At 52.6% G+C, this 22,474-nt stretch carries 20 protein-coding genes and 1 tRNA gene; 15 read left to right on the top strand and 6 right to left on the bottom strand.

The window, feature by feature from the left end; genetic code table 11:
* Positions 1 to 201: 201 nt before the first annotated feature.
* Together AAIG39_RS22925 and fadE are read right to left on the bottom strand one after the other, a co-directional pair.
* Complete coding sequence (locus AAIG39_RS22925) at positions 202 to 972, bottom strand: amidohydrolase (RefSeq protein WP_249572541.1); 771 nt, start codon at positions 970 to 972, stop codon at positions 202 to 204.
* Between the two features lie 110 nt (positions 973 to 1,082).
* The gene (gene fadE / locus AAIG39_RS22920) at positions 1,083 to 3,527 is read right to left on the bottom strand and encodes an acyl-CoA dehydrogenase FadE (RefSeq protein ID WP_090082884.1); all 2,445 of its coding nucleotides are present in this window, start codon (positions 3,525 to 3,527) and stop codon (positions 1,083 to 1,085) included.
* Between the two features lie 250 nt (positions 3,528 to 3,777).
* Between fadE and lpcA the strand changes: the two genes are divergently transcribed.
* Together lpcA and AAIG39_RS22910 are read left to right on the top strand one after the other, a co-directional pair.
* Positions 3,778 to 4,359: a D-sedoheptulose 7-phosphate isomerase gene (gene lpcA / locus AAIG39_RS22915; RefSeq protein ID WP_090082881.1), complete on the top strand. Its 582-nt coding sequence runs from the start codon at positions 3,778 to 3,780 to the stop codon at positions 4,357 to 4,359.
* 47 nt (positions 4,360 to 4,406) lie between these two features.
* Positions 4,407 to 5,174: a class II glutamine amidotransferase gene (locus tag AAIG39_RS22910; protein WP_090082878.1), complete on the top strand. Its 768-nt coding sequence runs from the start codon at positions 4,407 to 4,409 to the stop codon at positions 5,172 to 5,174.
* Here AAIG39_RS22910 and dpaA read toward each other — a convergent pair.
* Positions 5,145 to 5,885, bottom strand: coding sequence for a peptidoglycan meso-diaminopimelic acid protein amidase (gene dpaA, locus AAIG39_RS22905; RefSeq protein ID WP_041852632.1), 741 nt, complete (start codon positions 5,883 to 5,885; stop codon positions 5,145 to 5,147). The genes AAIG39_RS22910 and dpaA overlap by 30 nt on opposite strands.
* 304 nt (positions 5,886 to 6,189) lie before the next feature.
* On the opposite strand from dpaA, the gene dinB reads away from it, so the two are divergent.
* Entirely contained in the window at positions 6,190 to 7,248 is a 1,059-nt protein-coding gene (gene dinB, locus AAIG39_RS22900; RefSeq protein WP_090082876.1) for a DNA polymerase IV, read from the top strand.
* A gap of 78 nt (positions 7,249 to 7,326) precedes the next feature.
* Here dinB and pepD read toward each other — a convergent pair whose 3' ends face one another.
* Positions 7,327 to 8,784 (bottom strand): cytosol nonspecific dipeptidase, encoded by a 1,458-nt coding sequence (gene pepD / locus AAIG39_RS22895; RefSeq protein WP_343194792.1) that lies wholly within the window; start codon positions 8,782 to 8,784, stop codon positions 7,327 to 7,329.
* 258 nt (positions 8,785 to 9,042) lie between these two features.
* On the opposite strand from pepD, the gene gpt reads away from it, so the two are divergent.
* From gpt to crl, 3 genes are all read left to right on the top strand, one after another.
* Complete coding sequence (gene gpt / locus AAIG39_RS22890) at positions 9,043 to 9,501, top strand: xanthine phosphoribosyltransferase (protein WP_041852629.1); 459 nt, start codon at positions 9,043 to 9,045, stop codon at positions 9,499 to 9,501.
* A gap of 108 nt (positions 9,502 to 9,609) precedes the next feature.
* Positions 9,610 to 10,854 (top strand): esterase FrsA, encoded by a 1,245-nt coding sequence (frsA, locus tag AAIG39_RS22885; RefSeq protein WP_343194791.1) that lies wholly within the window; start codon positions 9,610 to 9,612, stop codon positions 10,852 to 10,854.
* A gap of 57 nt (positions 10,855 to 10,911) precedes the next feature.
* Entirely contained in the window at positions 10,912 to 11,310 is a 399-nt protein-coding gene (crl, locus tag AAIG39_RS22880; protein ID WP_090082868.1) for a sigma factor-binding protein Crl, read from the top strand.
* Positions 11,311 to 11,451: 141 nt separating this feature from the next.
* On the opposite strand, the gene AAIG39_RS22875 is transcribed toward crl, so the two are convergent.
* Positions 11,452 to 12,204 carry an IclR family transcriptional regulator gene (locus AAIG39_RS22875; RefSeq protein ID WP_090082867.1) on the bottom strand — a complete coding sequence of 251 codons (753 nt, stop codon included), beginning with the start codon at positions 12,202 to 12,204 and terminating at the stop codon, positions 11,452 to 11,454.
* A gap of 414 nt (positions 12,205 to 12,618) precedes the next feature.
* Between AAIG39_RS22875 and AAIG39_RS22870 the strand changes: the two genes are divergently transcribed.
* The 6 genes from AAIG39_RS22870 (at position 12,619) to AAIG39_RS22845 (ending at position 17,397) form a co-directional block, all read left to right on the top strand.
* The gene (locus tag AAIG39_RS22870) at positions 12,619 to 13,011 is read left to right on the top strand and encodes a RidA family protein (RefSeq protein WP_047371700.1); all 393 of its coding nucleotides are present in this window, start codon (positions 12,619 to 12,621) and stop codon (positions 13,009 to 13,011) included.
* A gap of 111 nt (positions 13,012 to 13,122) precedes the next feature.
* Positions 13,123 to 13,947: an ABC transporter substrate-binding protein gene (locus AAIG39_RS22865; RefSeq protein WP_090082864.1), complete on the top strand. Its 825-nt coding sequence runs from the start codon at positions 13,123 to 13,125 to the stop codon at positions 13,945 to 13,947.
* 54 nt (positions 13,948 to 14,001) lie between these two features.
* Complete coding sequence (locus AAIG39_RS22860) at positions 14,002 to 14,739, top strand: amino acid ABC transporter permease (RefSeq protein ID WP_343194790.1); 738 nt, start codon at positions 14,002 to 14,004, stop codon at positions 14,737 to 14,739.
* The gene (locus AAIG39_RS22855; RefSeq protein WP_343194789.1) at positions 14,736 to 15,380 is read left to right on the top strand and encodes an amino acid ABC transporter permease; all 645 of its coding nucleotides are present in this window, start codon (positions 14,736 to 14,738) and stop codon (positions 15,378 to 15,380) included. The genes AAIG39_RS22860 and AAIG39_RS22855 overlap by 4 nt, the downstream gene beginning before the upstream one ends.
* Positions 15,377 to 16,114: an amino acid ABC transporter ATP-binding protein gene (locus AAIG39_RS22850; RefSeq protein WP_090082858.1), complete on the top strand. Its 738-nt coding sequence runs from the start codon at positions 15,377 to 15,379 to the stop codon at positions 16,112 to 16,114. Before AAIG39_RS22855 ends, AAIG39_RS22850 begins: the two co-directional genes overlap by 4 nt.
* A gap of 11 nt (positions 16,115 to 16,125) precedes the next feature.
* Complete coding sequence (locus AAIG39_RS22845) at positions 16,126 to 17,397, top strand: alanine racemase (protein ID WP_249572538.1); 1,272 nt, start codon at positions 16,126 to 16,128, stop codon at positions 17,395 to 17,397.
* Between the two features lie 155 nt (positions 17,398 to 17,552).
* On the opposite strand, the gene AAIG39_RS22840 is transcribed toward AAIG39_RS22845, so the two are convergent.
* A complete protein-coding gene (locus AAIG39_RS22840; RefSeq protein ID WP_090082853.1) occupies positions 17,553 to 18,632 on the bottom strand; it encodes a porin in 1,080 nt (359 codons plus the stop codon).
* A 297-nt stretch (positions 18,633 to 18,929) separates the two neighbouring features.
* Between AAIG39_RS22840 and proB the strand changes: the two genes are divergently transcribed.
* From proB to AAIG39_RS22825, 3 genes are all read left to right on the top strand, one after another.
* Entirely contained in the window at positions 18,930 to 20,033 is a 1,104-nt protein-coding gene (gene proB / locus AAIG39_RS22835) for a glutamate 5-kinase (protein WP_090082850.1), read from the top strand.
* Between the two features lie 11 nt (positions 20,034 to 20,044).
* Positions 20,045 to 21,298: a glutamate-5-semialdehyde dehydrogenase gene (proA, locus tag AAIG39_RS22830; protein WP_343194788.1), complete on the top strand. Its 1,254-nt coding sequence runs from the start codon at positions 20,045 to 20,047 to the stop codon at positions 21,296 to 21,298.
* 117 nt (positions 21,299 to 21,415) lie between these two features.
* A tRNA-Thr gene (locus AAIG39_RS22825) sits at positions 21,416 to 21,491 on the top strand.
* Positions 21,492 to 22,474: the final 983 nt, after the last annotated feature.

Raw genomic sequence — 22,474 nt, 5'->3', positions numbered from 1 at the left:
CTCACGCCGCTCCTCCCTCTGGAAGGAAGAAAAAGCGCTCCGTAGCCCCGGTAAGCGTCGCGCCATCGGGGGCAATTGCCGGATGGCGGCGCAAGCGCCTGTTCGTGGACAAGAAGCTAAGGGCGAGGGAGGAATTGGGTATTTTATTTCCAGACCACACAAGACAGCCCCTCGCACCTTTGGGTGGAGGGGAACATCATATCACCCAAGCGTAAACGGATCGGCGTCCTGCCAGGCGGGAAACTTCTCGCGATACTCTTTTAAGGCGGCCATCGACAACTCGGCATCAATGCGGATAGCCTGGTGCGGCTCGGCGGTGGCGATAACCTCGCCCTGCGGGTTAATGACCCGGCTGTCGCCACGGTAATGGTGCCCGTTGCCGTCGGTACCCACACGGTTACAACCCGCGACATAGGCCAGGTTTTCAATAGCGCGCGCCACCAATAGCGATTGCCAGTGTAGTGAACGCGGCGCAGGCCAGTTGGCGACATACAAGGCCAGATCGTAATCATCGCGATTGCGCGACCAGACCGGGAAGCGCAGGTCATAACAGACCAGCGGTAAAATACGCCAGCCACGCCACTCAAACACCACGCGCTCATTACCGGCTTCGTAATGATGATGCTCATCGGCCATACGGAACAAATGGCGTTTATCATAGAAATGAACGGCCCCTTCCGGTTCGACCAGCAGGAAGCGGTTAACCGGACCACGTTCCGTTTGCAGAGCGGCGCTGCCCGCAACCAGCGCGTTTGTCTGTTGGGCTTTGGTTTGCATCCATGCGACCACCTCTTCTTGCGGCAGCGACTGCTTTGCCGCCTCCATCGCAAAACCGGTGGTAAACATTTCCGGCAGGACTATCACATCACGCCCGGTAATATCTTCAAGCTGGCGATCGAAATGGCGCAAATTGGCCGGACCGTCCATCCAGACTAAAGGTTGTTGCAATAGCGTAATTTTTAAGCCAGGCACGATTTAAGCTCCCCTAAAACAGCATTTTTACACTTTAGCACGAGAAAAAGGGAATTTGTGGTAATAAAAAACCCCGCACGAAGCGGGGTAAGGGTCTCTTGAGGTGTGCGTTATGCAGCCTGAGGCTTACGCACTTTTTCCTGCGGTTTTACCGGCTGTGTAGCCAGCTCTTCCGGTTCGAAGTCATCGACATTAATACTGCGCAGACGGCTGATTTCGGCTTTTGTCAGGATCTCCGCTTCATCCTGATTGATAAGCCCGCCGGCCAGCGCCTCTTTTGCCAGCACGTCCAGGCGTGTGAACGGCAGGTTTTTACCCAGCTCTTTACAAATACGCTGATGAATCGGGTCGGCGGCCATCACATCAAGCAGCGCCTCTTCCAGCAGACCGACCGGGTTATGTTCAGTCGGGGTCAGGTACTGACCACGACCAATACGCGAACGGGTTGCGCACGGCGTTTGCAGAATTTTAGCGACCTGGTGATCCAGTTTATCGGACGGGGCCAGATAGTGACGACCAGTCGGGAAAATCACCACCCGCAACAGACCTGCGACTACACGGTTCGGGAAGTTGGAGAGTAGATCATCCATTGCCTGTTCAGCCTGGTACAAGGCGTCCTGAACGCCCCAGTGCACCAGCGGCAGATCCATCTCGTGACGCCCTTCATCGTCATAGCGTTTCAACACCGCAGAGGCGAGGAACACCTGGCTTAAAATATCCCCAAGACGCGCTGAGATACGTTCACGACGTTTCAGGCTACCACCCAGAACCGCCATCGACACATCCGAAAGCAGCGCGAGGTTGGCGCTTAAGCGGTTGATATGCTGATAGTAGCGTTTTGTTGAGTCGCTGGTGGGCGCAGAACTGGTCAGCCCGCGCGTCAGCCCCAGCCAGAAGCTACGCATTTTATTGCTGCCCACGTGCCCGATATGTTTAAACAACAGTTTATCGAACGCATCCACGTCATTGTTTTGCGCGGCGGCCATTTCATCCAGCACGTACGGATGGCAGCGAATCGCGCCCTGACCGAAGATCATCATACTGCGGGTCAGAATATTGGCCCCTTCAACCGTGATGGCGATCGGTGCGCCCTGATAGGCACGCGCCAGGAAGTTGCCGGTGCCGAGCATAATGCCTTTACCGCCAGCGATATCCATTGCGTCAATGATTGACTGCTGACCACGATGAGTACAGTGATATTTCACGATGGCAGAGAGCACCGCTGGTTTTTCACCGAGCATAATGCCGTAAGTAATCAGCGCGGCAGCAGCGTCCATCACATAGGCGTTACCCGCGATGCGTGCCAGCGGCTCTTCGATCCCTTCCATCTTACCGATGGCGACTTTGAACTGACGACGGATGTGCGCATAAGCGCCGATCCCCATGGCCACCGATTTCAGGCCGCCCGTAGAGTTGGACGGCAGCGTGATACCGCGACCCACGGACAGACATTCCACCAGCATACGCCAGCCTTGTCCGGCCATTTTCGGGCCACCGATGATGTAATCAATCGGTACGAAGATATCCTGACCACGCGTAGGACCGTTCTGGAACGGGACGTTCAGCGGGAAGTGGCGACGGCCAATTTCAACGCCGGGGGTATTGGTGGGGATTAGCGCACAGGTGATACCGAGATCTTCTTCTCCACCCAGCAGTTTTTCCGGGTCAGAGAGTTTAAACGCCAGGCCCAGTACGGTAGCGATAGGGGCCAGCGTGATATAGCGTTTGTTCCAGGTCAGGCGCATACCGAGCACCTGTTCACCCTGCCAGTCGCCCATACAGACGACGCCCGTATCCGGAATTGCGCCCGCATCGGAGCCGGCTTCCGGGCTGGTCAGCGCGAAACACGGAATTTCCTGACCGCGCGCCAGGCGGGGTAAATAATGATTTTTCTGCTCTTCGGTGCCGTAATGCTGCAACAATTCGCCCGGCCCTAAGGAGTTAGGAACGCCGACCGTGATCGCCAGAATGCCGGAAACACCGGAGAGTTTTTGCAGTACGCGGGACTGGGCGTAAGCGGAGAATTCCAGGCCGCCGTACTCTTTTTTAATGATCATCGCGAAGAAGCGATGTTCTTTCAGGAAAGCCCATAGTTCTGGCGGTAAGTCGGCCATTTCATGGGTAATCTGAAAGTCGTTAGCCATACGGCAAGCCTCTTCCACCGGACCATCAATAAAGGCCTGTTCTTCGGCGGTCAGCCGCGGCTGCGGGTAGTTGTGCAGTTTTTTCCAGTCAGGATTACCGCGGAACAGATCGCCTTCCCACCAGGTCGTACCGGCGTCAATGGCTTCTTTTTCCGTGCGTGACATTGGCGGCATCACTTTACGAAAGCCGCGGAATACCGGGGCGGAGATCAGCGATTTACGCATCGGCACAAAGTTGAAAGGCACAAGGATAATGGCTAACGGTACCAGTACCCAGATTGACCACAGACCCGTAGCGCCAAGGGCGGCAGTCCATGCCAGCAGGATTACGCTGCTGAGCAGCAGACTCACCCGGTGATAAAACAACGCGCCGAGCAGCACAACAGTTGCGAGTAGACTCAAAATCATCATAGAGAAAAGCTCCCTTGCTTGTAGGAGGTCTGACCACTTGTGATGATATGGTTGTAGTGGATGTTATTTCTTTTAGCAATGTGTTTACAAAATAATTACAACCTGGTTCACATTGTTGGGGAGGAATGGGGCACGAAAAACGAAAACCCCCGACGATCACCATGGCTTTAGCTTCTCGCTTGCCATGCTATCCGGTAAACTGCGCGCGAGAATTTACATTCATACTGCATTCATACTGAAGGATATCCTCATGTACCAGGATCTGATTCGTAACGAACTGAACGAAGCAGCGGAAACGCTGGCAAACTTTTTAAAAGATGATGCCAATATCCACGCCATTCAGCGCGCGGCGGTTCTGCTGGCTGACAGCTTCAAGGCAGGCGGTAAGGTATTGTCCTGCGGTAATGGTGGTTCCCACTGTGATGCGATGCACTTTGCAGAAGAGTTGACCGGGCGTTACCGTGAGAACCGTCCGGGTTATCCGGGTATTGCGATCTCCGACGTGAGCCATCTCTCCTGTGTCAGTAACGACTTTGGTTACGACTATGTTTTCTCTCGCTACGTTGAAGCCGTTGGTCGCCCGGGCGATGTACTGTTAGGTATTTCCACTTCCGGTAATTCTGGTAATGTCATTAAAGCGATTGACGCGGCGCGCGCGCAGGGGATGAAAGTCATCACCCTGACCGGTAAAGACGGCGGTAAAATGGCAGGTACTGCCGATGTTGAAATCCGTGTACCGCATTTTGGTTACGCCGACCGCATTCAGGAAATCCACATTAAAGTGATCCATATCCTGATTATGCTGATCGAAAAAGAGATGGTAAAAGCATAAGTCCTTCCGGGGCGTTAACCGCCCCGTTTTTGTTGTGGGGGTGTTGTATGTGCGAACTGCTCGGGATGAGCGCCAATGTGCCAACCGATATTTGCTTTAGTTTTACCGGGCTTGTTCAGCGCGGTGGGGGAACCGGGCCGCATAAAGATGGCTGGGGTATCACCTTCTACGAAGGCAAAGGCTGTCGTACGTTTAAAGACCCGCAACCCAGTTTCAACTCTCCGATTGCCCGTCTGGTTCAGGATTACCCGATAAAGTCCTGTTCGGTGGTGGCCCATATTCGTCAGGCGAACCGTGGCGAAGTGGCGCTGGAAAACACCCATCCTTTTACCCGCGAACTCTGGGGACGCAACTGGACCTACGCCCATAACGGGCAGTTAACCGGTTATAAGTCACTGGAGACAGGCAACTTCCGTCCGGTCGGGGAAACCGACAGCGAAAAAGCCTTCTGCTGGCTGCTGCATAAGCTCACCACGCGCTATCCGCGAACGCCGGGCAATATGGCAGCAGTATTTAAATACATCGCTACGCTGGCGACGGAGCTGCGCGAGAAGGGTGTTTTTAATATGTTGCTGTCAGATGGACGCTACGTGATGGCGTTCTGCTCAACCAATCTGTTCTGCATTACCCGTCGGGCACCGTTTGGCGTGGCAAAACTGCTGGATCAGGATGTGGAAATTGATTTTCAGCGGGAAACCACACCTGACGATGTGGTTACCGTGATTGCCACCCAGCCGCTAACGGGCAATGAGACCTGGCAAAAAATTATGCCAGGCGAATGGGCATTATTTTGTCTCGGGGAGCGTATAGTTTGACGCCAGCTGCGGGTGAATAACTTCGTGGCTCAGCGGTTTGCTGACCACGTAGTTCCCGTCAACAACGGAGACTACAGGCGGTTTCTGTGTCTGCTGGAAGAAGTCATAACCCGGTTTTAACTGTTCCCAGAATTTCGCATAGGTCGAATATTTGTGGCGCTGCATATTCGCGTCGGTCATACGGAACGGATAGATACTCAGTTGTACGCTTTCCTGACCAAACACCAGCGCTGCGGTGACAAACTGGAAAATCTCGTCAATTTGCGAATCGGTCATGGCATAGCAGCCAATGGACACGCATGCGCCATGAATCATCAGGTATTTCCCTTCATAACCGTGAGCACGGTCATAGGCGTTAGGAAAACCAATATTGATGGCTTTATAAAAACGGCTGTCCGGTTTTAGCTGGCTACGCTGAATGGAATAGAAACCTTCCGGACTTTTGAAATCGCCCTGACGCTGTTTCGGACCCAGGCCGCCAGAGTAGTTACAAATTTTGTAACTATTGAGGAGCTGATACTGCTCACCCATTTTGACGTACAGATCCAGGGTTCGCTCTTCTTTGAAGATCTGGATATATACCGGCGACCCCATCAACTGCTGCTTATATTCTTTGCTGATCGGCGTTGTTGAACCATTGCTGCTTAATAAGCTGGCAAACGAGACGCACGGCATCAGAAGCATCGCAAGAAAAAATGCGATTTTGCGCATACTGCTTGTTTCCTTGATAAAACGGTTACCACATTGCCAGGACGGCAAAAGAATCCCACAAATTCAGATTAATCTGCATTGGGTGCGCCCACAGTAGCATCACGGTATTTTTTCGCAAGCCCGGATCGCTGAGTTTACAAATTAGTTTTTTGCAGCGATCCCCCTGTTAAATATTGTCCGATGAAAACCCCAGAAATAACAGCGATATTGGGCGTTTTTTTTCACGGCGCGCTCATTTTTTTCTTCTCTTCTCATCTCAGGAAATAATGCTGTATACTTATCCAGTGTCTGATAAGGTGAGCGTATGCGCAAAATCATACATGTCGATATGGACTGCTTTTTTGCTGCGGTGGAGATGCGTGATAACCCGGCTCTGCGGGATATCCCTATCGCTATCGGCGGCAGCCGGGTTGAGCGCGGTGTCATCAGCACGGCCAATTATCCGGCACGCAAATACGGCGTACGCAGCGCCATGCCCACGGCAATGGCGTTAAAACTCTGCCCGCATCTCACCTTATTACCGGGTCGCTTTGAAGCCTACCGGGAAGCCTCTCATCAGATCCGTGAAATTTTTTCCCGTTATACAACCCTCATTGAACCTCTGTCTCTGGATGAAGCGTATCTGGATGTGACCGACAGCCCCCATTGCCATGGTTCGGCAACGCTCATGGCGCAAGAGATTCGCCGGACCATATTTCGTGAAACACAACTGACCGCATCGGCCGGCATCGCACCGGTGAAGTTCCTGGCGAAAATTGCCTCCGATCTGAACAAACCTGACGGGCAATATGTGATTGCGCCCGCGGATGTGCCAGCATTTTTACGTACGCTTCCGCTGAGTAAAATCCCGGGCGTTGGCAAGGTGTCAGCGGCAAAACTGGAAACCCTCGGGCTGCGTACCTGCGAAGATGTGCAGAACAGTGACCTGGCGATGCTGCTAAAACGCTTTGGCAAATTTGGCCGCGTGTTATGGGAGCGTAGTCAGGGTATTGATGAGCGGCATATCAGTAGCGACAGGCTACGCAAATCGGTGGGCGTGGAGCGGACGCTGATAGAAGACATTCATGAGTGGGAAGAGTGTGAAGCCATTATCAACCAACAGCTTTATCCGGAACTGGAACGGCGCCTGTCGAAGATAAAACCAGACCTGCTTATTGCCCGACAGGGGGTCAAGCTCAAGTTTGCCGATTTTCAGCTCACCACCCAGGAGCATGTCTGGCCACGCTTAAATAAAGACGATTTGCTGGCGACGGCGCGAAAAACCTGGAATGAGCGGCGCAGCGGACGCGGCGTACGTTTAGTGGGTTTGCATGTGACGCTGCTCGATCCGCAATTAGAGCGTCAGCTGGTGCTGGGGCTGTGATAATGGTGAAAAGATGAAAGTACCGGGAAGACAGAAGAGAAATTGTCCGCACCTGCAAAAAGGTGCGGACAGCACGACTTATTTCGCCGGAATGGCTTTCAGCAGCTCGGTCAGCAGCGTCCAGTAGTGGCCTACGCTCTCGATATGTACCTGCTCATCCGGGGAGTGCGGACCGGTGATGGTTGGGCCAATAGAAACCATGTCCATGTCCGGATACGGTTTTTTGAACAGACCACATTCCAGACCAGCGTGGATAACCTGAATATTCGGCGTCTTGTTAAACAGACGCTGGTAGGTTTCACGCACCAGATGCATCACCGGTGAGTTCGCATCCGGCTGCCAGCCTGGGTAGCCGCCTTTCGGTGCCGTTTTCGCGCCAGCCAGTTTACCCAGCGATTCCAGCATGCTTACTACGTAATCTTTACCGCTGTCGATTAAGGAGCGGATCAGGCAGACAATTTCCGCATTGTCGTCCTGCATGGTTACCACGCCGACATTCAGAGAGGTTTCGACCACGCCTTTGGCAACGTCGGAGTTACGGATCACGCCGTTTGGAGTGGCGTTCAGCAGGCCAACAAATGCATCACGGGAAGATGCCGTCAACGCCTGTTTGTTCGTGGAGACAGACTCCAGCAGCACAACCAGGTTTTTCTCTTTCATCGCCAGCTCGTTTTTCAGGATTTCCTGATAGGTTGCGGCCAGGTTTTTCACCTGTTCAGCTTTATCTGCCGGAACGGCGAAAGTGGCGAACGCTTCACGAGGAATAGCGTTACGCAGAGTACCGCCGTTGAAATCGGCCAGACGCAGGTCCAGCTCCGCCGCGTGGCCAGCCAGGAAGCGCGCCAGCAATTTATTGGCGTTACCGAGGCCCAGATGAATATCGCCGCCGGAGTGGCCGCCTTTCAGTCCTTTCAGGGTCAGTTTGAACGTCTGGTAACCCGCAGGTACCGCTTCACGGGAGAGCGGCAGAGTAGTAATGAAATCAATACCACCGGCGCAACCCATATAGATTTCGCCTTCTTCTTCTGAGTCCGTGTTGATCAGAATATCAGCCTGCAACCAGCCAGCCTGCAAACCAAACGCGCCATCCATGCCGGACTCTTCGGTCATGGTCAGCAGCACTTCAAGCGGGCCATGCTCAACGCTGTCATCCGCCAGCACTGCCAGCGCAGAAGCCATACCAATACCGTTATCTGCCCCCAGCGTGGTGCCGCGCGCTTTTACCCATTCGCCATCGATGTACGGCTGAATCGGGTCTTTAGTAAAGTCGTGCACGGTGTCGTTATTTTTCTGCGGCACCATATCCAGGTGCGCCTGCAGCACAACCGGTTTGCGGTTTTCCATACCTGCCGTTGCCGGTTTGCGCAGCAGAATATTGCCAACCTGATCGCGCTCCGCATGTAAGCCTTTTTCTTTCGCCCAGCTCATGATGTGCGCGGCGAGTTCTTCTTCATGGTAAGACGGATGAGGGATTGAGCAGATTTTGGCAAAAATATCCCACAGCGGTTGTGGCGATAGTTGAGACAATTCAGACACGATGAGTCTCCTTTAAAAGGCCTGCCAGCATATTTTGCAGGTCCGAGGGTTAAACTACAGAACAATCACAAAGCCGGATTGCGAGATGGACTTGAGAATACCACTTTATTGTCCCTCTGTTAGTACGCGTCGCGTAAAAAGCGCCAGCGATGCCCGGTAATACTGGTTTTTAGCGCGACAGATCTCTATAATCTCGCGCAACCTATTTCCCCGTAGAACACTTTTTAAGCCGTAGATACACAGGCTGGGACACTTCACATGAGCGAAAAATACGTCGTCACCTGGGACATGTTGCAGATTCACGCACGCAAACTGGCAAACCGCCTGATGCCTTCTGAACAATGGAAAGGCATTATTGCCGTTAGCCGTGGTGGTCTGGTTCCGGGCGCATTACTGGCACGTGAACTGGGTATTCGCCATGTCGATACCGTTTGCATTTCCAGCTATGACCACGACAACCAGCGCGAAATGAAAATTATCAAACGCGCAGAGGGTGATGGTGAAGGTTTCATCGTTATTGATGATCTGGTCGATACCGGCGGTACCGCGGTGGCTATCCGCGAAATGTACCCAAAAGCGCACTTCGTCACCATTTTTGCTAAACCGGCTGGTCGTCCACTGGTTGACGATTACGTGATTGACATCCCTCAGGATACCTGGATTGAACAGCCGTGGGATATGGGCGTGGTCTTTGTTCCGCCTATCTCTGGTCGTTAATCCTTTCTTTATGATTATTTACAACGCCTGGCATTGCCGGGCGTTGTTTTTTTTCACATCCGCCAGGTTACAATACCGTCATTGACGTATTGATGGAGGCTGCGCGTAATGCCACAAGCTAACCTCAGCGAAACCCTGTTCAAACCCCGTTTCAAGCACCCGGAAACCTCAACGCTGGTGCGTCGCCTTACCCATAATAAACTGCCGCCTGTCGAATCCACCCTGGATGGTAACAATAAGCCCCACTGGTATCGCATGATCAACCGATTGATGTGGATCTGGCGCGGCGTCGATCCGAAAGAGATCCTGGACGTACAGGCGCGGATCGCCATGAGCACGTCGGAACATACCGACCCTGAACTTTACGATACGGTAGTGGGCTATCGCGGCGGCAACTGGATCTACGAATGGTCCACTCAGGCTATGCAGTGGCAGCAAAAAGCCAGCCAGGAGGAGGATACCGCCCTCAGTGGCCAGCACTGGCTGCACGCGTCAAACCTCTATAGCATTGCCGCTTATCCGCATATTAAAGGGGATGTCCTGGCAGAGCAGGCACAGGCGCTGGCGAATCGCGCCTATGAAGAGGCGGCGCAGCGTCTGCCTGGCACAATGAAAGAGATGGAATTTTCAATTCCCGGCGGTTCGCCGGTGATTGGTTTCTTACATATGCCTAAAGGAGAGGGACCTTTTCCTACCATCCTGATGTGCGGCGAGCTGGATGGTCTGCAAAGCGACTACTACAGTCTGTATGAACGCTATTTTGCGCCGAAAGGCATCGCCATGCTGACGCTGGATATGCCATCTGTGGGATTCTCCTCAAAATGGAAACTAACTCAGGACTCTAGCCTGCTGCATCAGCATGCGCTGAAAGCGCTGCCGAACATTCCGTGGATTGACCATACACGCGTTGCGGCGTTTGGTTTTCGCTTTGGTGCCAACGTGGCGGTGCGCCTTGGTTATCTGGAGTCTCCGCGCCTGAAAGCGGTGGCCTGTCTCGGGCCGATCGTGCATGCGCTGCTGGCTAACCCTCTGCAACTGTGGCGTGTGCCGGAGATGTATATGGATGTGCTCGCCAGTCGACTCGGCATGCATAATGCCTCGGACGAGTCACTCTATGTTGAGCTGAATCGATACTCGCTAAAAACGCAGGGGTTGCTGGGGCGACGTTGTCCGACACCGATGTTGTCTGGTTTCTGGCGAAACGATCCATTCAGCCCGGAAGAAGAGTCGCGTTTAATCACTTCGTCATCCGCCGATGGTAAATTACTGGAAATCCCGTTTAATCCGGTTTATCGCAATTTTGATAAGGCGCTGCGGGACATTACGGACTGGATCAATTATAGATTGCGTTAATGGATTGCTAATTTTGATTGATTTGGTAAAACAGTTGCATCACATAAGGAGATCGCAATGACGTTACCGAGTGGACATCCGAAGAGCAAACTCATTAAAAGGTTTACCGCGCTAGGCCCGTATATTCGGGAAGAACAGTGTGCCGATAATCGCTTCTTTTTTGATTGCCTGGCCGTATGCGTCAATGTAAAGCCCGCGCCGGAGAAGCGTGAGTTTTGGGGCTGGTGGATGGAAATGGAAGCGCAGCAAAACCGTTTTACCTATAGCTACCATTTTGGGCTATACGATAAAGACGGGAACTGGAAAGAAACTGCAATAAAAGATTCAGAAGTGACGGACCGGCTGGAGTATACGCTGCGTGAATTTCATGGTCGCGCCCGCGAGGTCCTTGCGGCGCTGGAGCTGAAACTGGAACCTGCGGAAAATTTCACCGACGAAATTAATCTGACGGTTTAAGCGCAGTCAAAAGATTCGCCCGACAAGAGACAATCCGGATTCAGCCCTCTGATTCCGGATTTTTTATGTCTGAACACCCCGGGGATGTCGCTGTGATGTTGGCTTTTCTGCGTGCCGAAGCAGGGGAAAAATAGCCCGGATTCAGGTGAAATCCGATAATTTTTGGCCAGAAACGATCAACTCTTTGAGCAACATCTGGCGGCGATCCTCCGGTGTATCGCGACTCACCATAAAGCAGATAGCCGCCACCGCCTGCCCGCTACGAGAACGAATCGGCGCCGCCATACAACAGGTAAAACTCTCCGACAACCCCTCAGTCAGACAATAACCCTGCTGTCCGGCGCGATGAATGTCTTCCAGGAAGGCCTGCTTATCAAGGACTTGCCCGTTCGCCAGACGGTAATCTTCTTCGGGAATAAGATCGAGAATGGCACTGTCCGACCAATTACTGAGCAACAGCCGTCCAGTGGCAGTCCAGGTAATCGGAACCCGCACGCCGATATCAGACGTGATTTTGAACGGGTGGGCATTACTTTCCGACAGCACGACGGTGTATTTATTCCCCTCCAGCATACAGAGCTGCACCGTCTCGCCATGACGGGCGACGAGTTCAACCATTAACTGATGTGAGCGACGGATGAGATCGTTATGCGCCATGTAATCTGCACCGTAGTAGTGCATTTCGCGGCCAAAGAACACCGCACCGTCGGCATCCACTTCAAGTAGCCCGGCCTCAGTGAGGAGGCTGACGAGCTCATATACACTGGAACGCGGCGCACCGGTGGCGTCGATCAAATCGCGCATCGTCATGGGCTGACGGGCGATGTGCAACTGGTGAAAAATGTCGATAACCCGGTCAACACCGCGCGCTCGCGATGGCTTCTCGTCCGGCATAAGCAAATTCTCCTGATGCAGTCGGGCAGTCGCGCCAGACAGTAAAGACAATAAAAAAGAAAAGCATGATACACCCAGCGTCGCCGTTAACCCATCCCCGTTAATTAAAATTTTCCTGCCAGCATTTCTATTTCTTTGTTCTATTTTGGGGCCTCATTTTAGCGCATAAGGTGCAAATTAATTTTTTAAAATCACGATCGGGATAACATTTCCATTCAGGAATTACCTCCCTTTAATTTTTATTTTGCGATCGCGACAACACCATAAAAAATTAAATTGTTCCGGATATATTGCAAAAATAAAAAAGCTGTGCAAATCTTGCTCTATCCGGTATTGCAGATGGTTGTCCGGTATATCAGACATTGATGATGCAGTACTCATGGCAATTCTCTGAACAAAAAGGAGCAGCATTGCATGACGATTAAGCGTTATGGCATTGAAGGCGGCACCGGTACGGGTGGGCAGAAACTGCCGTTCGCACGCGCCGTAGAGGCGGATGGCTGGCTGTATATCTCAGGCCAGACGCCGATGCGCGAGGGCGAGGTGGTGGAAGGAGGGATCATTGAGCAGACCCGCCTGGCGTTTGATAACTGCCTGTCCATTATGCGCGAGGCGGGGTACAGGGTGGAGGATGTTGTACACGTCACGGCAGTATTAACTGACGCTCGTTACTTCAGTTCCTTTAATAAAGTTTTCAGCGAGATATTTACCGGAAATCCCCCGGCACGTATTTGTAGCGTGCAGGATTTAGTTGTCGACTGCAAAGTGGAAGTGGATATGAAATGCTTTCGCGCCGATCGGAAATAATATTTTTTATCTGATAACACACTGACATTTTTATTTATTCGCCCACACCAGGGCTGCCCGTAAATAATTGATGCTTTTTATGTCGTCTCCATTTAATAAGCGAGCAAAACAATGAATGCAACTTCGTTAAAAATCATCGCCGGAGCGCTGGCTCTGCTGGCTGTTGCCGGTTGTACCCCCACGGAAGAGAAGCAAGTGGCGGGCGCGGCCCCGCAATCGACACTGCAAACCGTATTGCAACGCGGCACGTTACGCGTGGGTGACTGCCTGAGTTTCGCTCCCTTCGGTTTTTACGATAAAGACGGCAAACCCGATGGTTATGACGTCGATTTGGCGAAAGCGCTGGCCAGCAAGATGGGCGTAAAACTGGAAATGGTCAACACCACCAGCGCCAACCGTATCCCTAATCTGCAAACTAACAAAGTGGACGTGGTGTTCTGTAACTTCACTCGCAACCTGGAACGCGCCAAAGAGATCGGCTTCACCAATCCGTACGTTGTGGCGAGTGAAGCGATGTTGGTTCGTAAAGAGAGCGGCATCAAATCAGCCCATGACATGGCCGGTAAAACCATCGCCACGGTGAAAGGGTCTACCAACGGAGATGAAGTGCGCAGCATGGGCATCGAGGTCAAAATTCAGGAGTACGACTCCTCACAGGCAGCCATTCTGGCGGTGAAACAGGGACAGGCTGATGCAATGATTGAGGATAACAACTTCCTCGCTTATCAGGCCAAACTTGATCCGACCCTGACTGTCACTAACGAAGCGCTGGTGCCGCTGGAATATAACGCCTTTGGCGTGAAGCAGGGTGACCAGGTATGGCTGAACTACCTCAATGAATTCCTGTTTGAGATCAACGCCTCCGGTGAGAACGCCACGCTGTATCAAAAATGGTTTGGTGATAAGCCGCGTTACCCACTGAATCCGCAATTCTGATTGCCTGCGGTGTAGCAATATTTGCTCTGCTGCACCGCAGGAAGGAGTCCATTCATGAGTTATCAATGGCTAACCCTGTGGAGTTACGGCGAGACCTTCCTGGCCGCCGCCTGGCTGACGCTACAGGTCACACTTCTCGCTTTTATGCTGGCCGTCGCACTCGGGGTGCTGGCAGCGCTGGCGAAAGCCTCTGCGGTAGCGCCGCTACGCTGGCTGAGCCACTGTTATGTTGAATTCATCCGCAATACACCGGTGTTGCTGCAAATTTTCATTATTTTTTTCGGTCTGCCTTCCCTCGGCATCACCATGAGCGCCTTTACCGCAGGGGTGCTGGCGCTGGGCATTAATGTCGGCGCTTATCTGTCGGAGACCTTTCGCGCCGGAATACAGTCAGTGCCCAAAGGACAACTGGAAGCCGCATGGATTTTAGGTATTTCACGCCGCCAGGTCTTTTTAAGTGTTGTGTTGCCCCAGGCTGCGCGCGCCGTATGGCCTGCCATTATTAACAACCTGATTCAGTTGTTGCTGGGTACGTCGCTATTGTCAGCTATTGCGCTGCCGGAACTGACCGGCACCGCCACCGTGATAAACGCCCGCACGCTGCTTTATATCCAGACGTTCAGCGTGGTAGCACTGGTCTATCTGCTGATGAGTAATCTCTTTTCCTGGCTCGGTAACCTGGTGGGAAGCCGTTTGTTTCATCCGCAACTGGTCACTCCGGTAAAAAAGTCCGCCCGGTGGTGGGCAAAAAAATGGCTGACTAGTTCACTGAAACGGGAGAATGCGCTATGAGCAATATGATCACCAGTTCATTACCGTTGCTGCTGGAGGGGCTATGGATCACTCTGCTGCTTTCAGCCGCTGCCATCATTGGCAGTACGCTTCTCGGTCTGCTCGCCGCCGTGTTACGTACCAGCCGTATCTCGGGGGCCAGCCATATTGCCGTGCTTTACACTGAGCTGTTTCGCGGTACGCCAGTATTGATCACTTTGATGTTTATCTACTTTGGCGTGGCCTATTTTGGCTATGAAATAAATTTGTTTGCCGCCGGTATTCTCGGTTTGAGTATCTACCAGGGCGCATATATCGCCGAAGTGTTTCGCGCCGGAATTGAAGCGGTCCCCAAAGGACAATGGGAAGTGTCGTGGATCCTCGGGCTGTCAAAACGCCAGACCTTTCTTAACGTGATCCTGCCTCAGACGCGCGGCATCGTACTGCCGCCGCTGGTGGGGCAGTATCTTTCTCTGATTAAGGATACCTCCATCGTCAGCATGATTGGCATGTCGGAACTGATGCACCAGGGCCAGGCGATCGTTGATCGTATCGGCCAGCCGGTGGTGATTTATGCGCTGGTGGCCGTGCTGTACTTCGTTGTCTGCTTTCCGCTTTCCCGTTGGGTTCAACATCATCAAACCAGGAGCCAGGCCTTATGAGCAAATCCGCCATTACGCTGAGCCGTATTACCAAATCGTTTGGTAGCACCCAGGTGCTCAAAGAGATCAGCCTTGATGTTTCGCCCGGCGAAGTACTGGTGCTGATTGGCGCATCAGGTTCCGGCAAAAGTACCGTGTTACGCATCATGAGCGGGCTGGAAACGGCCGACGGGGGCGAAATCTGGGTCAACAATGTGCCTTTGCACGACCATAAACGCAGCCGCGAAATTTGTGGTCATGTCGGGATGGTATTCCAGCAGTTCAACCTGTTCCCCCACAAAACCGCGCTCGGTAACGTGACGCTGGCGCTGATAAAAGCGCAGAAACTGTCTGAGGCCGAAGCCAATAAACGCGGCATGGCAGCCCTGACTCGCGTTGGGCTGGCTGAGCGTGCACACTATTACCCGGCACAACTTTCCGGCGGTCAGCAGCAGCGAGTGGCGATCGCCAGGGCGCTGGCGGTAGAACCGAAAATTATGTTTTTTGATGAAGCCACCTCCGCGCTCGATCCCGAACTGGTCGGTGAAGTCATGGAGGTGATGCGCAGCCTGGCGCGTGAAGGGATGACTATGGTCGTGGTCACCCATGAGATGGGGTTTGCGCGCAAAACCGCAGACCGTGTGGTGTTTATGGATCAGGGGGTGATTGCTGAACAAGGATCGCCTGAGCAGATTTTCGTGAATCCACAAAATCCGCGCACCCAGCAGTTTTTATCGCGTGTTCTTGAACATTGACCGGAGGCGTTATGTCGATTCATTTTCCGTTGGTGGCCGATGGGTTATTGGATGCGCTGCAACCTGCGCCGCGCTTTAAATCTGTTGCAGGCCGTGGCGATGCGCCATTACCGCCTGGTACCCCGGTCCTGGCCAGCAATAGCGTGTTTTCCCCACTGATGCTAATGAAGCAATCGGCGCTGGAGAATAACCTGCGCCAACTGGCAGATTTTTGCCGTGAACAGGGCGTAATGCTGGCGGCACACGGCAAGACCTCAATGTCTGCGGCGATCCTGCGTCGTGCCATCACCGAAGGCGGCGCCTGGGGATTGAGTGCAGCAACCCCTGCACAGGTTCGCGCGTTGCGTCAGTTTGGTATTCGTAACGTCTTTCTCGCTAATCAACTGGTTGATCCTGCTGGCATTCGCTGGACAGGAGAGTGGCAAAAGCAACATCCTGACCACGGCTTCCTTTGCTACGTTGATTCGGTGCAGGGAGTTCGTTTGCTGGAACAGCATCTTGGCGACAGCCACATTGCGGTACTGCTGGAAATGTCGGTTAGCGGCGGGCGAACTGGCTGTCGTTCATCCTCGCAAGCTCTGGAAATTGCCGAGGCGGTTGCGGCAAGTCCGGTTCTGCAACTGGTAGGGGTGGCAGGCTATGAAGGCGCACTGGGGGCGGGGCGTGATGCAGCCGGTATCGCCAGGGTGCGCGATTATTGCCAGATGATAATCGCTACGGCTGCACTGTTGGCTGAGAAAGAGCTATTCAGCAGCGAGACCATTATTCTCAGCGCTGGCGGCGGCGCATGGTTTGATGTGGTCAGCGCCTGTTTTACCGGGGCGCAGCTGCCGCTCCCGATCACACCGTTGATTCGATCAGGTGCCTATATGGCACACGATAACGGGTTATATGCCCGCATCGCCCCGTTTGCTCAACCGGGCGCCCGGCATCATTTTGAACCCGCGCTGGAGATCTGGGGTAGGGTATTATCACGACCTGAGCCAGGCCTGGCGTTTGTTGATTTCGGCCGCCGCGATGTGCCCTTTGATCAGGATTTGCCAAACCCATTGTGGGTGCGAAATGTGGATGGTAGCGCCCCTCGTGCCGCTTCTGGCATGCGTATCAGTGAGGTGAACGATCAACATGCCTATTTGTTGCTGCCAGAAGATGATGCGTTAAAGCCCGGCGACTGGGTGGGCTGTGGCATTTCACATCCCTGTACTGCGTTTGATAAGTGGCGCTATTTGCCACTGGTGGATGATGATTATTGCGTCACTGATTCACTGGAAACAGCATTCTGAGTAAAGCATTGAGTCATAACGGCGACTGCTTAAAAGGCTTTTCCATACTTCCCATTCTTGCGTTTTGTTGCGCGCACTGACGAAAAAAGAAAGCACCGACGAGGTTATCGTTCGGTGCTTTATATTCAGTACTTAAGTCAACGTGCGTTTAAGACTTAGAACTGGTAAGTCACGCCAACAGCAACGATGTCGTCGGTAACGTAGCTGGAACCTACGTAAGTCGCGAAATCACCTTTGTCCAGTTGGTTGATTTTGTAATCGACCATTGCAGAGAAGTTTTTGTTGAAGTAGTAGGTTGCGCCCACGTCAACATATTTAACCAGGTCCTGATCGCCCCAACCGTTTTCCAGGTCTTTACCTTTGGTCTGTACGTAACCAATGGACGGACGCAGACCGAAGTCGAACTGGTACTGAGCAACGGCTTCGAAGTTTTCAGATTTGTTAGCAAAACCACGGCTGCCGATTGGCGTCATGTTCTGCGCGATGCTGTACATAGCCGCCAGGTAGATGTTGTTAGCGTCGTATTTCACGCCACTGATCCACGCTTCCGCGTTAGCGCCTTTACCCAGAGCCTGAGTGTTCTGCAGATCGGTGCGGTCTGATTTTGCGTAGGCAGCGATCAGAGTAACCGGGCTACCGCCGAAGTTGTAAGACAGGGAGGTGCCGAAGCCGTCGCCATTCTGTTTGGAAGCAACACGACCAGCTTCGTTTTTACCCTGATACTGCAGACCCAGGTTCAGACCATTGACCGCACCGAAGAAGTCGGTATTACGGTAGGTAGCCACGCCAGTGGTACGTTTGGTCATGAAGTTATCGGTGCGGGTCAGAGAGTCGCCGCCGAATTCCGGGAACATATCGGTTACAGACGCTGCATCGTACAGGATGCCCAGGTTACGACCGTAGTCGATAGAACCGTAGGTTTTTGCTTTCAGGCCGGCGAACGCCAGACGGGTTTTCTGGGTGGAGCTGCTTTCGTCGGTGTTGCCCGCGAATTCAGATTCCCAGCGACCGAAACCGGTCAACTGATCGTTAATCTGAGTTTCGCCTTTGAAGCCCAGACGCACGTAAGTTTTGTCGCCATCCTGAGTGGTATCATCGCTGAAGTAGTGCATGGCTTTGATTTTGCCGTACAGATCCAGTTTGTTACCATTTTTGTTGTAGATTTCCGCAGCGTTGGAAGAAGCAGAAACAACACCAAGGCCGATCATCATTAATGCCAAAGTAGTTTTTTTCATTATGTTTCCTGATTAATTGTAATTAACGCGCTTTAGATCGCTGAACGTCGCCGCTCAAGTGAAAAATTCACGTAGGGTTTTAACGTCTGCGAATTAAAGTTTTATGACAATTCTTATTTATTTTTTTACAAAGCAGGTTTTACAGGTCGTGTCATGAAAACGTCAAGTTTTGTAAGTAGGTTTTCTGATTGCCTTCAAGGATTTTCTTAAGCTGTTAAAACTCACAGTTGGAAGTTGGCTCTGATCCTGTTACAAAGACTGTTTAATTTTTTTCTTCTACGTTGAACGGCAGAAATCATGAGCGACAGCCAGACGCTGGTAGTGAAACTCGGCACCAGTGTTTTAACGGGCGGATCCCGCCGCCTGAACCGCGCCCACATTGTTGAACTCGTGCGCCAGTGCGCACAGCTGCATGCAGCAGGGCATCGTATTGTTATTGTGACTTCTGGCGCTATTGCCGCCGGGCGCGAGCATCTGGGCTACCCGGAGTTGCCCGCCACCATCGCATCGAAACAACTTCTTGCCGCTGTCGGGCAAAGCCGTCTGATCCAGTTATGGGAACAGCTGTTCTCGATTTACGGTATCCACGTTGGGCAAATGCTGCTAACCCGCGCAGATATGGAAGACCGTGAGCGTTTCCTTAATGCGCGTGACACCCTGCGTGCGCTCCTCGACAACAATATTGTGCCGGTCATTAACGAAAATGACGCCGTTGCGACGGCGGAAATCAAAGTTGGCGACAATGACAATTTATCGGCGCTGGCCGCTATCCTGGCGGGCGCAGACAAACTCCTTCTTCTTACCGATCAGCAAGGTCTTTTTACCGCTGACCCGCGTAACAACCCGGACGCTGAATTAATCAAAGATGTCTACGGTATTGATGACGCATTGCGCGCTATTGCGGGTGACAGCGTATCAGGCCTGGGCACCGGCGGTATGGGAACCAAATTACAGGCGGCGGATGTCGCCTGCCGTGCGGGTATCGATACCATCATTGCTGCAGGCAGCAGGCCGGGGGTAATTGGCGATGTGATGGAAGGGGTTCAGGTTGGGACGCTTTTCCATGCACAGGCTTCACCACTGGAAAACCGTAAACGCTGGATTTTTGGCGCGCCTCCGGCTGGTGAAATTACCGTTGATGAAGGCGCGACTGCCGCTATCCTGGAACGCGGTAGCTCCTTACTGCCAAAAGGGATTAAAAGCGTGACAGGCAACTTTTCCCGTGGTGAAGTGATCCGCATCCGTAACCTCGAAGGTCGCGATATTGCACATGGCGTTACCCGCTATAACAGTGACGCGCTGCGTCGCATTGCCGGCCATCATTCGCAGCAAATTGATTCCATTCTCGGCTATGAATATGGCCCGGTCGCCGTGCATCGCGACGATATGATCATCCGTTAAGGAGCAGATGTATGCTGGAACAGATGGGCATCGCTGCAAAAGCAGCGTCATACAAGCTGGCATTGCTCTCCAGCCGTGAAAAAAATCGCGTGCTGGAAAAAATCGCCGATTACCTTGAAGCGCAGTCCGACGAGATTATTCTCGCCAACGAACAGGACGTTCTGGAGGCTCGCCGTAATGGACTGAGCGAAGCGCTGCTTGATCGCCTTGCGTTGACGACAGCGCGTTTGAAAGCGATTGCTGACGATGTTCGCCAGGTATGTAAGCTGGCTGACCCGGTAGGGCAGGTGATTGATGGTGGTCTGCTGGACAGCGGACTGCGCATTGAGCGTCGCCGTGTGCCGCTCGGCGTGATTGGCGTCATTTACGAAGCACGCCCAAATGTCACCGTGGATGTGGCTTCCCTGTGCCTGAAAACCGGCAACGCGGCGATTCTGCGCGGCGGTAAAGAGACCTGGCGCACCAATGCGGCAACGGTAAAAGTGATTCAGCAGGCGCTGGAAGAGTGCGGTTTACCTGCCGGTGCGGTACAGGCGATTGAAAGCCCGGATCGCGCGCTAGTCAATGAAATGCTTAAGATGGATAAATACATCGACATGCTGATCCCCCGCGGTGGCGCTGGTCTGCACAAGCTGTGCCGCGAACAGTCCACTATTCCTGTGATCACCGGGGGCATCGGCGTCTGTCACATTTTCGTTGATAACACTGCCGAATTTGCGCCTGCGCTGAAAATTATCGTGAATGCGAAAACCCAGCGTCCGAGTACCTGTAACACCGTCGAAACGCTGCTGGTTCACCAGGATATTGCGGATACCTTCCTGCCTGCGTTGAGTAAGCAGATGGCGGAAAGCGGCGTCACCTTGCATGCGGATGCCCGGTCGCTGACGGCGCTGCAATCTGGCCCGGCAGTGGTTGTGCCGGTTAAAGCGGAAGAGTACGACAATGAGTTTCTGTCGCTGGATCTGAATGTGAAAATCGTTGCCGACCTGGACGATGCTATCGCCCATATCCGTGAGCACGGCACGCAGCATTCAGATGCTATCCTGACGCGTACCCTCAGCAATGCGAACCGTTTTGTCAACGAAGTCGACTCTTCTGCCGTTTATGTTAATGCCTCAACGCGTTTCACCGACGGCGGTCAGTTTGGCCTTGGCGCGGAAGTGGCGGTGAGCACGCAAAAACTGCATGCGCGCGGGCCGATGGGCCTTGAAGCCCTGACGACCTACAAGTGGATCGGCTTTGGCGACGATACGATTCGTGCGTAAATAACAACGAGGGTGATGCAAAAGTAGCCGTTTGATTCCAAAGGGCATTGACGCATCACCTCGTTAGATCTAACCTTTTGCACCGTGGTTCACCGACGTGAATCCCGTCCTTTCAGGGCCGATATAGCTCAGTTGGTAGAGCAGCGCATTCGTAATGCGAAGGTCGTAGGTTCGACTCCTATTATCGGCACCATCCTATCTATTCCCTTTTGTAACATCTCGTTCTGATTCTCTGTATTGGGCAGCATTGTAATCTGCTGTAAATGTTGCGCTGACTCTTCCATATGGTGCAACGATTGTAATGCCACACGGTAAAGGGGTATATGGTACAAACACTGTTACTACAACCCTGACTGGATTACAGGGGCTTCGTTTTGAGGGGCAGTGAACCGACATTACCCAACTTAAAACCAGCGTCACTGGCACAAACAGCCTGTTTAATTTCACCTATACCAGAAGCGGGTGGTGGATAGACGCATCGTCGGCTAACTCTGTTACTTTTTGTGGTATGTTGGTGGTTACTGACCCGGCAAACGCCGGGTATGGTTTAATAATAAACGGGGGCGCTGACCGGAAGGCCTACTCGCGGAACATATCTCGACCGTGTAACATTCCGTGGTGAAAGCGGCTTGACACAATGTTTTGCACGTGATGTTAATTTAATTAATACAACGTATGTTTTTCAAAGCCGTTGCCGATATTTTAATAGTCTGCAAAATGGTAATGGCATTGGTTTTTATGCCAGGTTGAATCAACTTGATGGAACTAACTCGCAGGTTTGCGGTGGTTTTATTTCACAGAGTGTGAATTTTTCTATGGTGATGCTGGCATTGTCCTGTCCATCTACACCGAAGGTGTTTATCTCACAAACTGTGCTGTGGATGGGGGTGTCAAACAAGGCGTAAGGTAGATCTCTGATACTGCGGAAAGTGGATTACAGGTAAGTGGCGGACAGTATAATTGTCTTAACTACTGCTTCAACATCAAAAACATTATTGACGGTTGTATTTTCGGTGCTGATATACGTTGCAATGGTGGTGCAACAGAATGGCGAGGGATCTCTTTGCTGTTATCTTACGGATTTAATATCGCTGGTAATAATTTCATCGGTGCTGCTGTGTCCGGCCTGATTTGCGTTCTGATTGATAACAATGATTTTGGAGCACAATACGCCCT

Source organism: Phytobacter palmae (assembly GCF_039409775.1).
Taxonomy (GTDB): Bacteria; Pseudomonadota; Gammaproteobacteria; order Enterobacterales; family Enterobacteriaceae; genus Phytobacter; species Phytobacter palmae.
The sequence above is the reverse complement of the archived record's forward strand: the minus strand, read 5'-3'. Positions and strand labels throughout refer to the sequence as shown.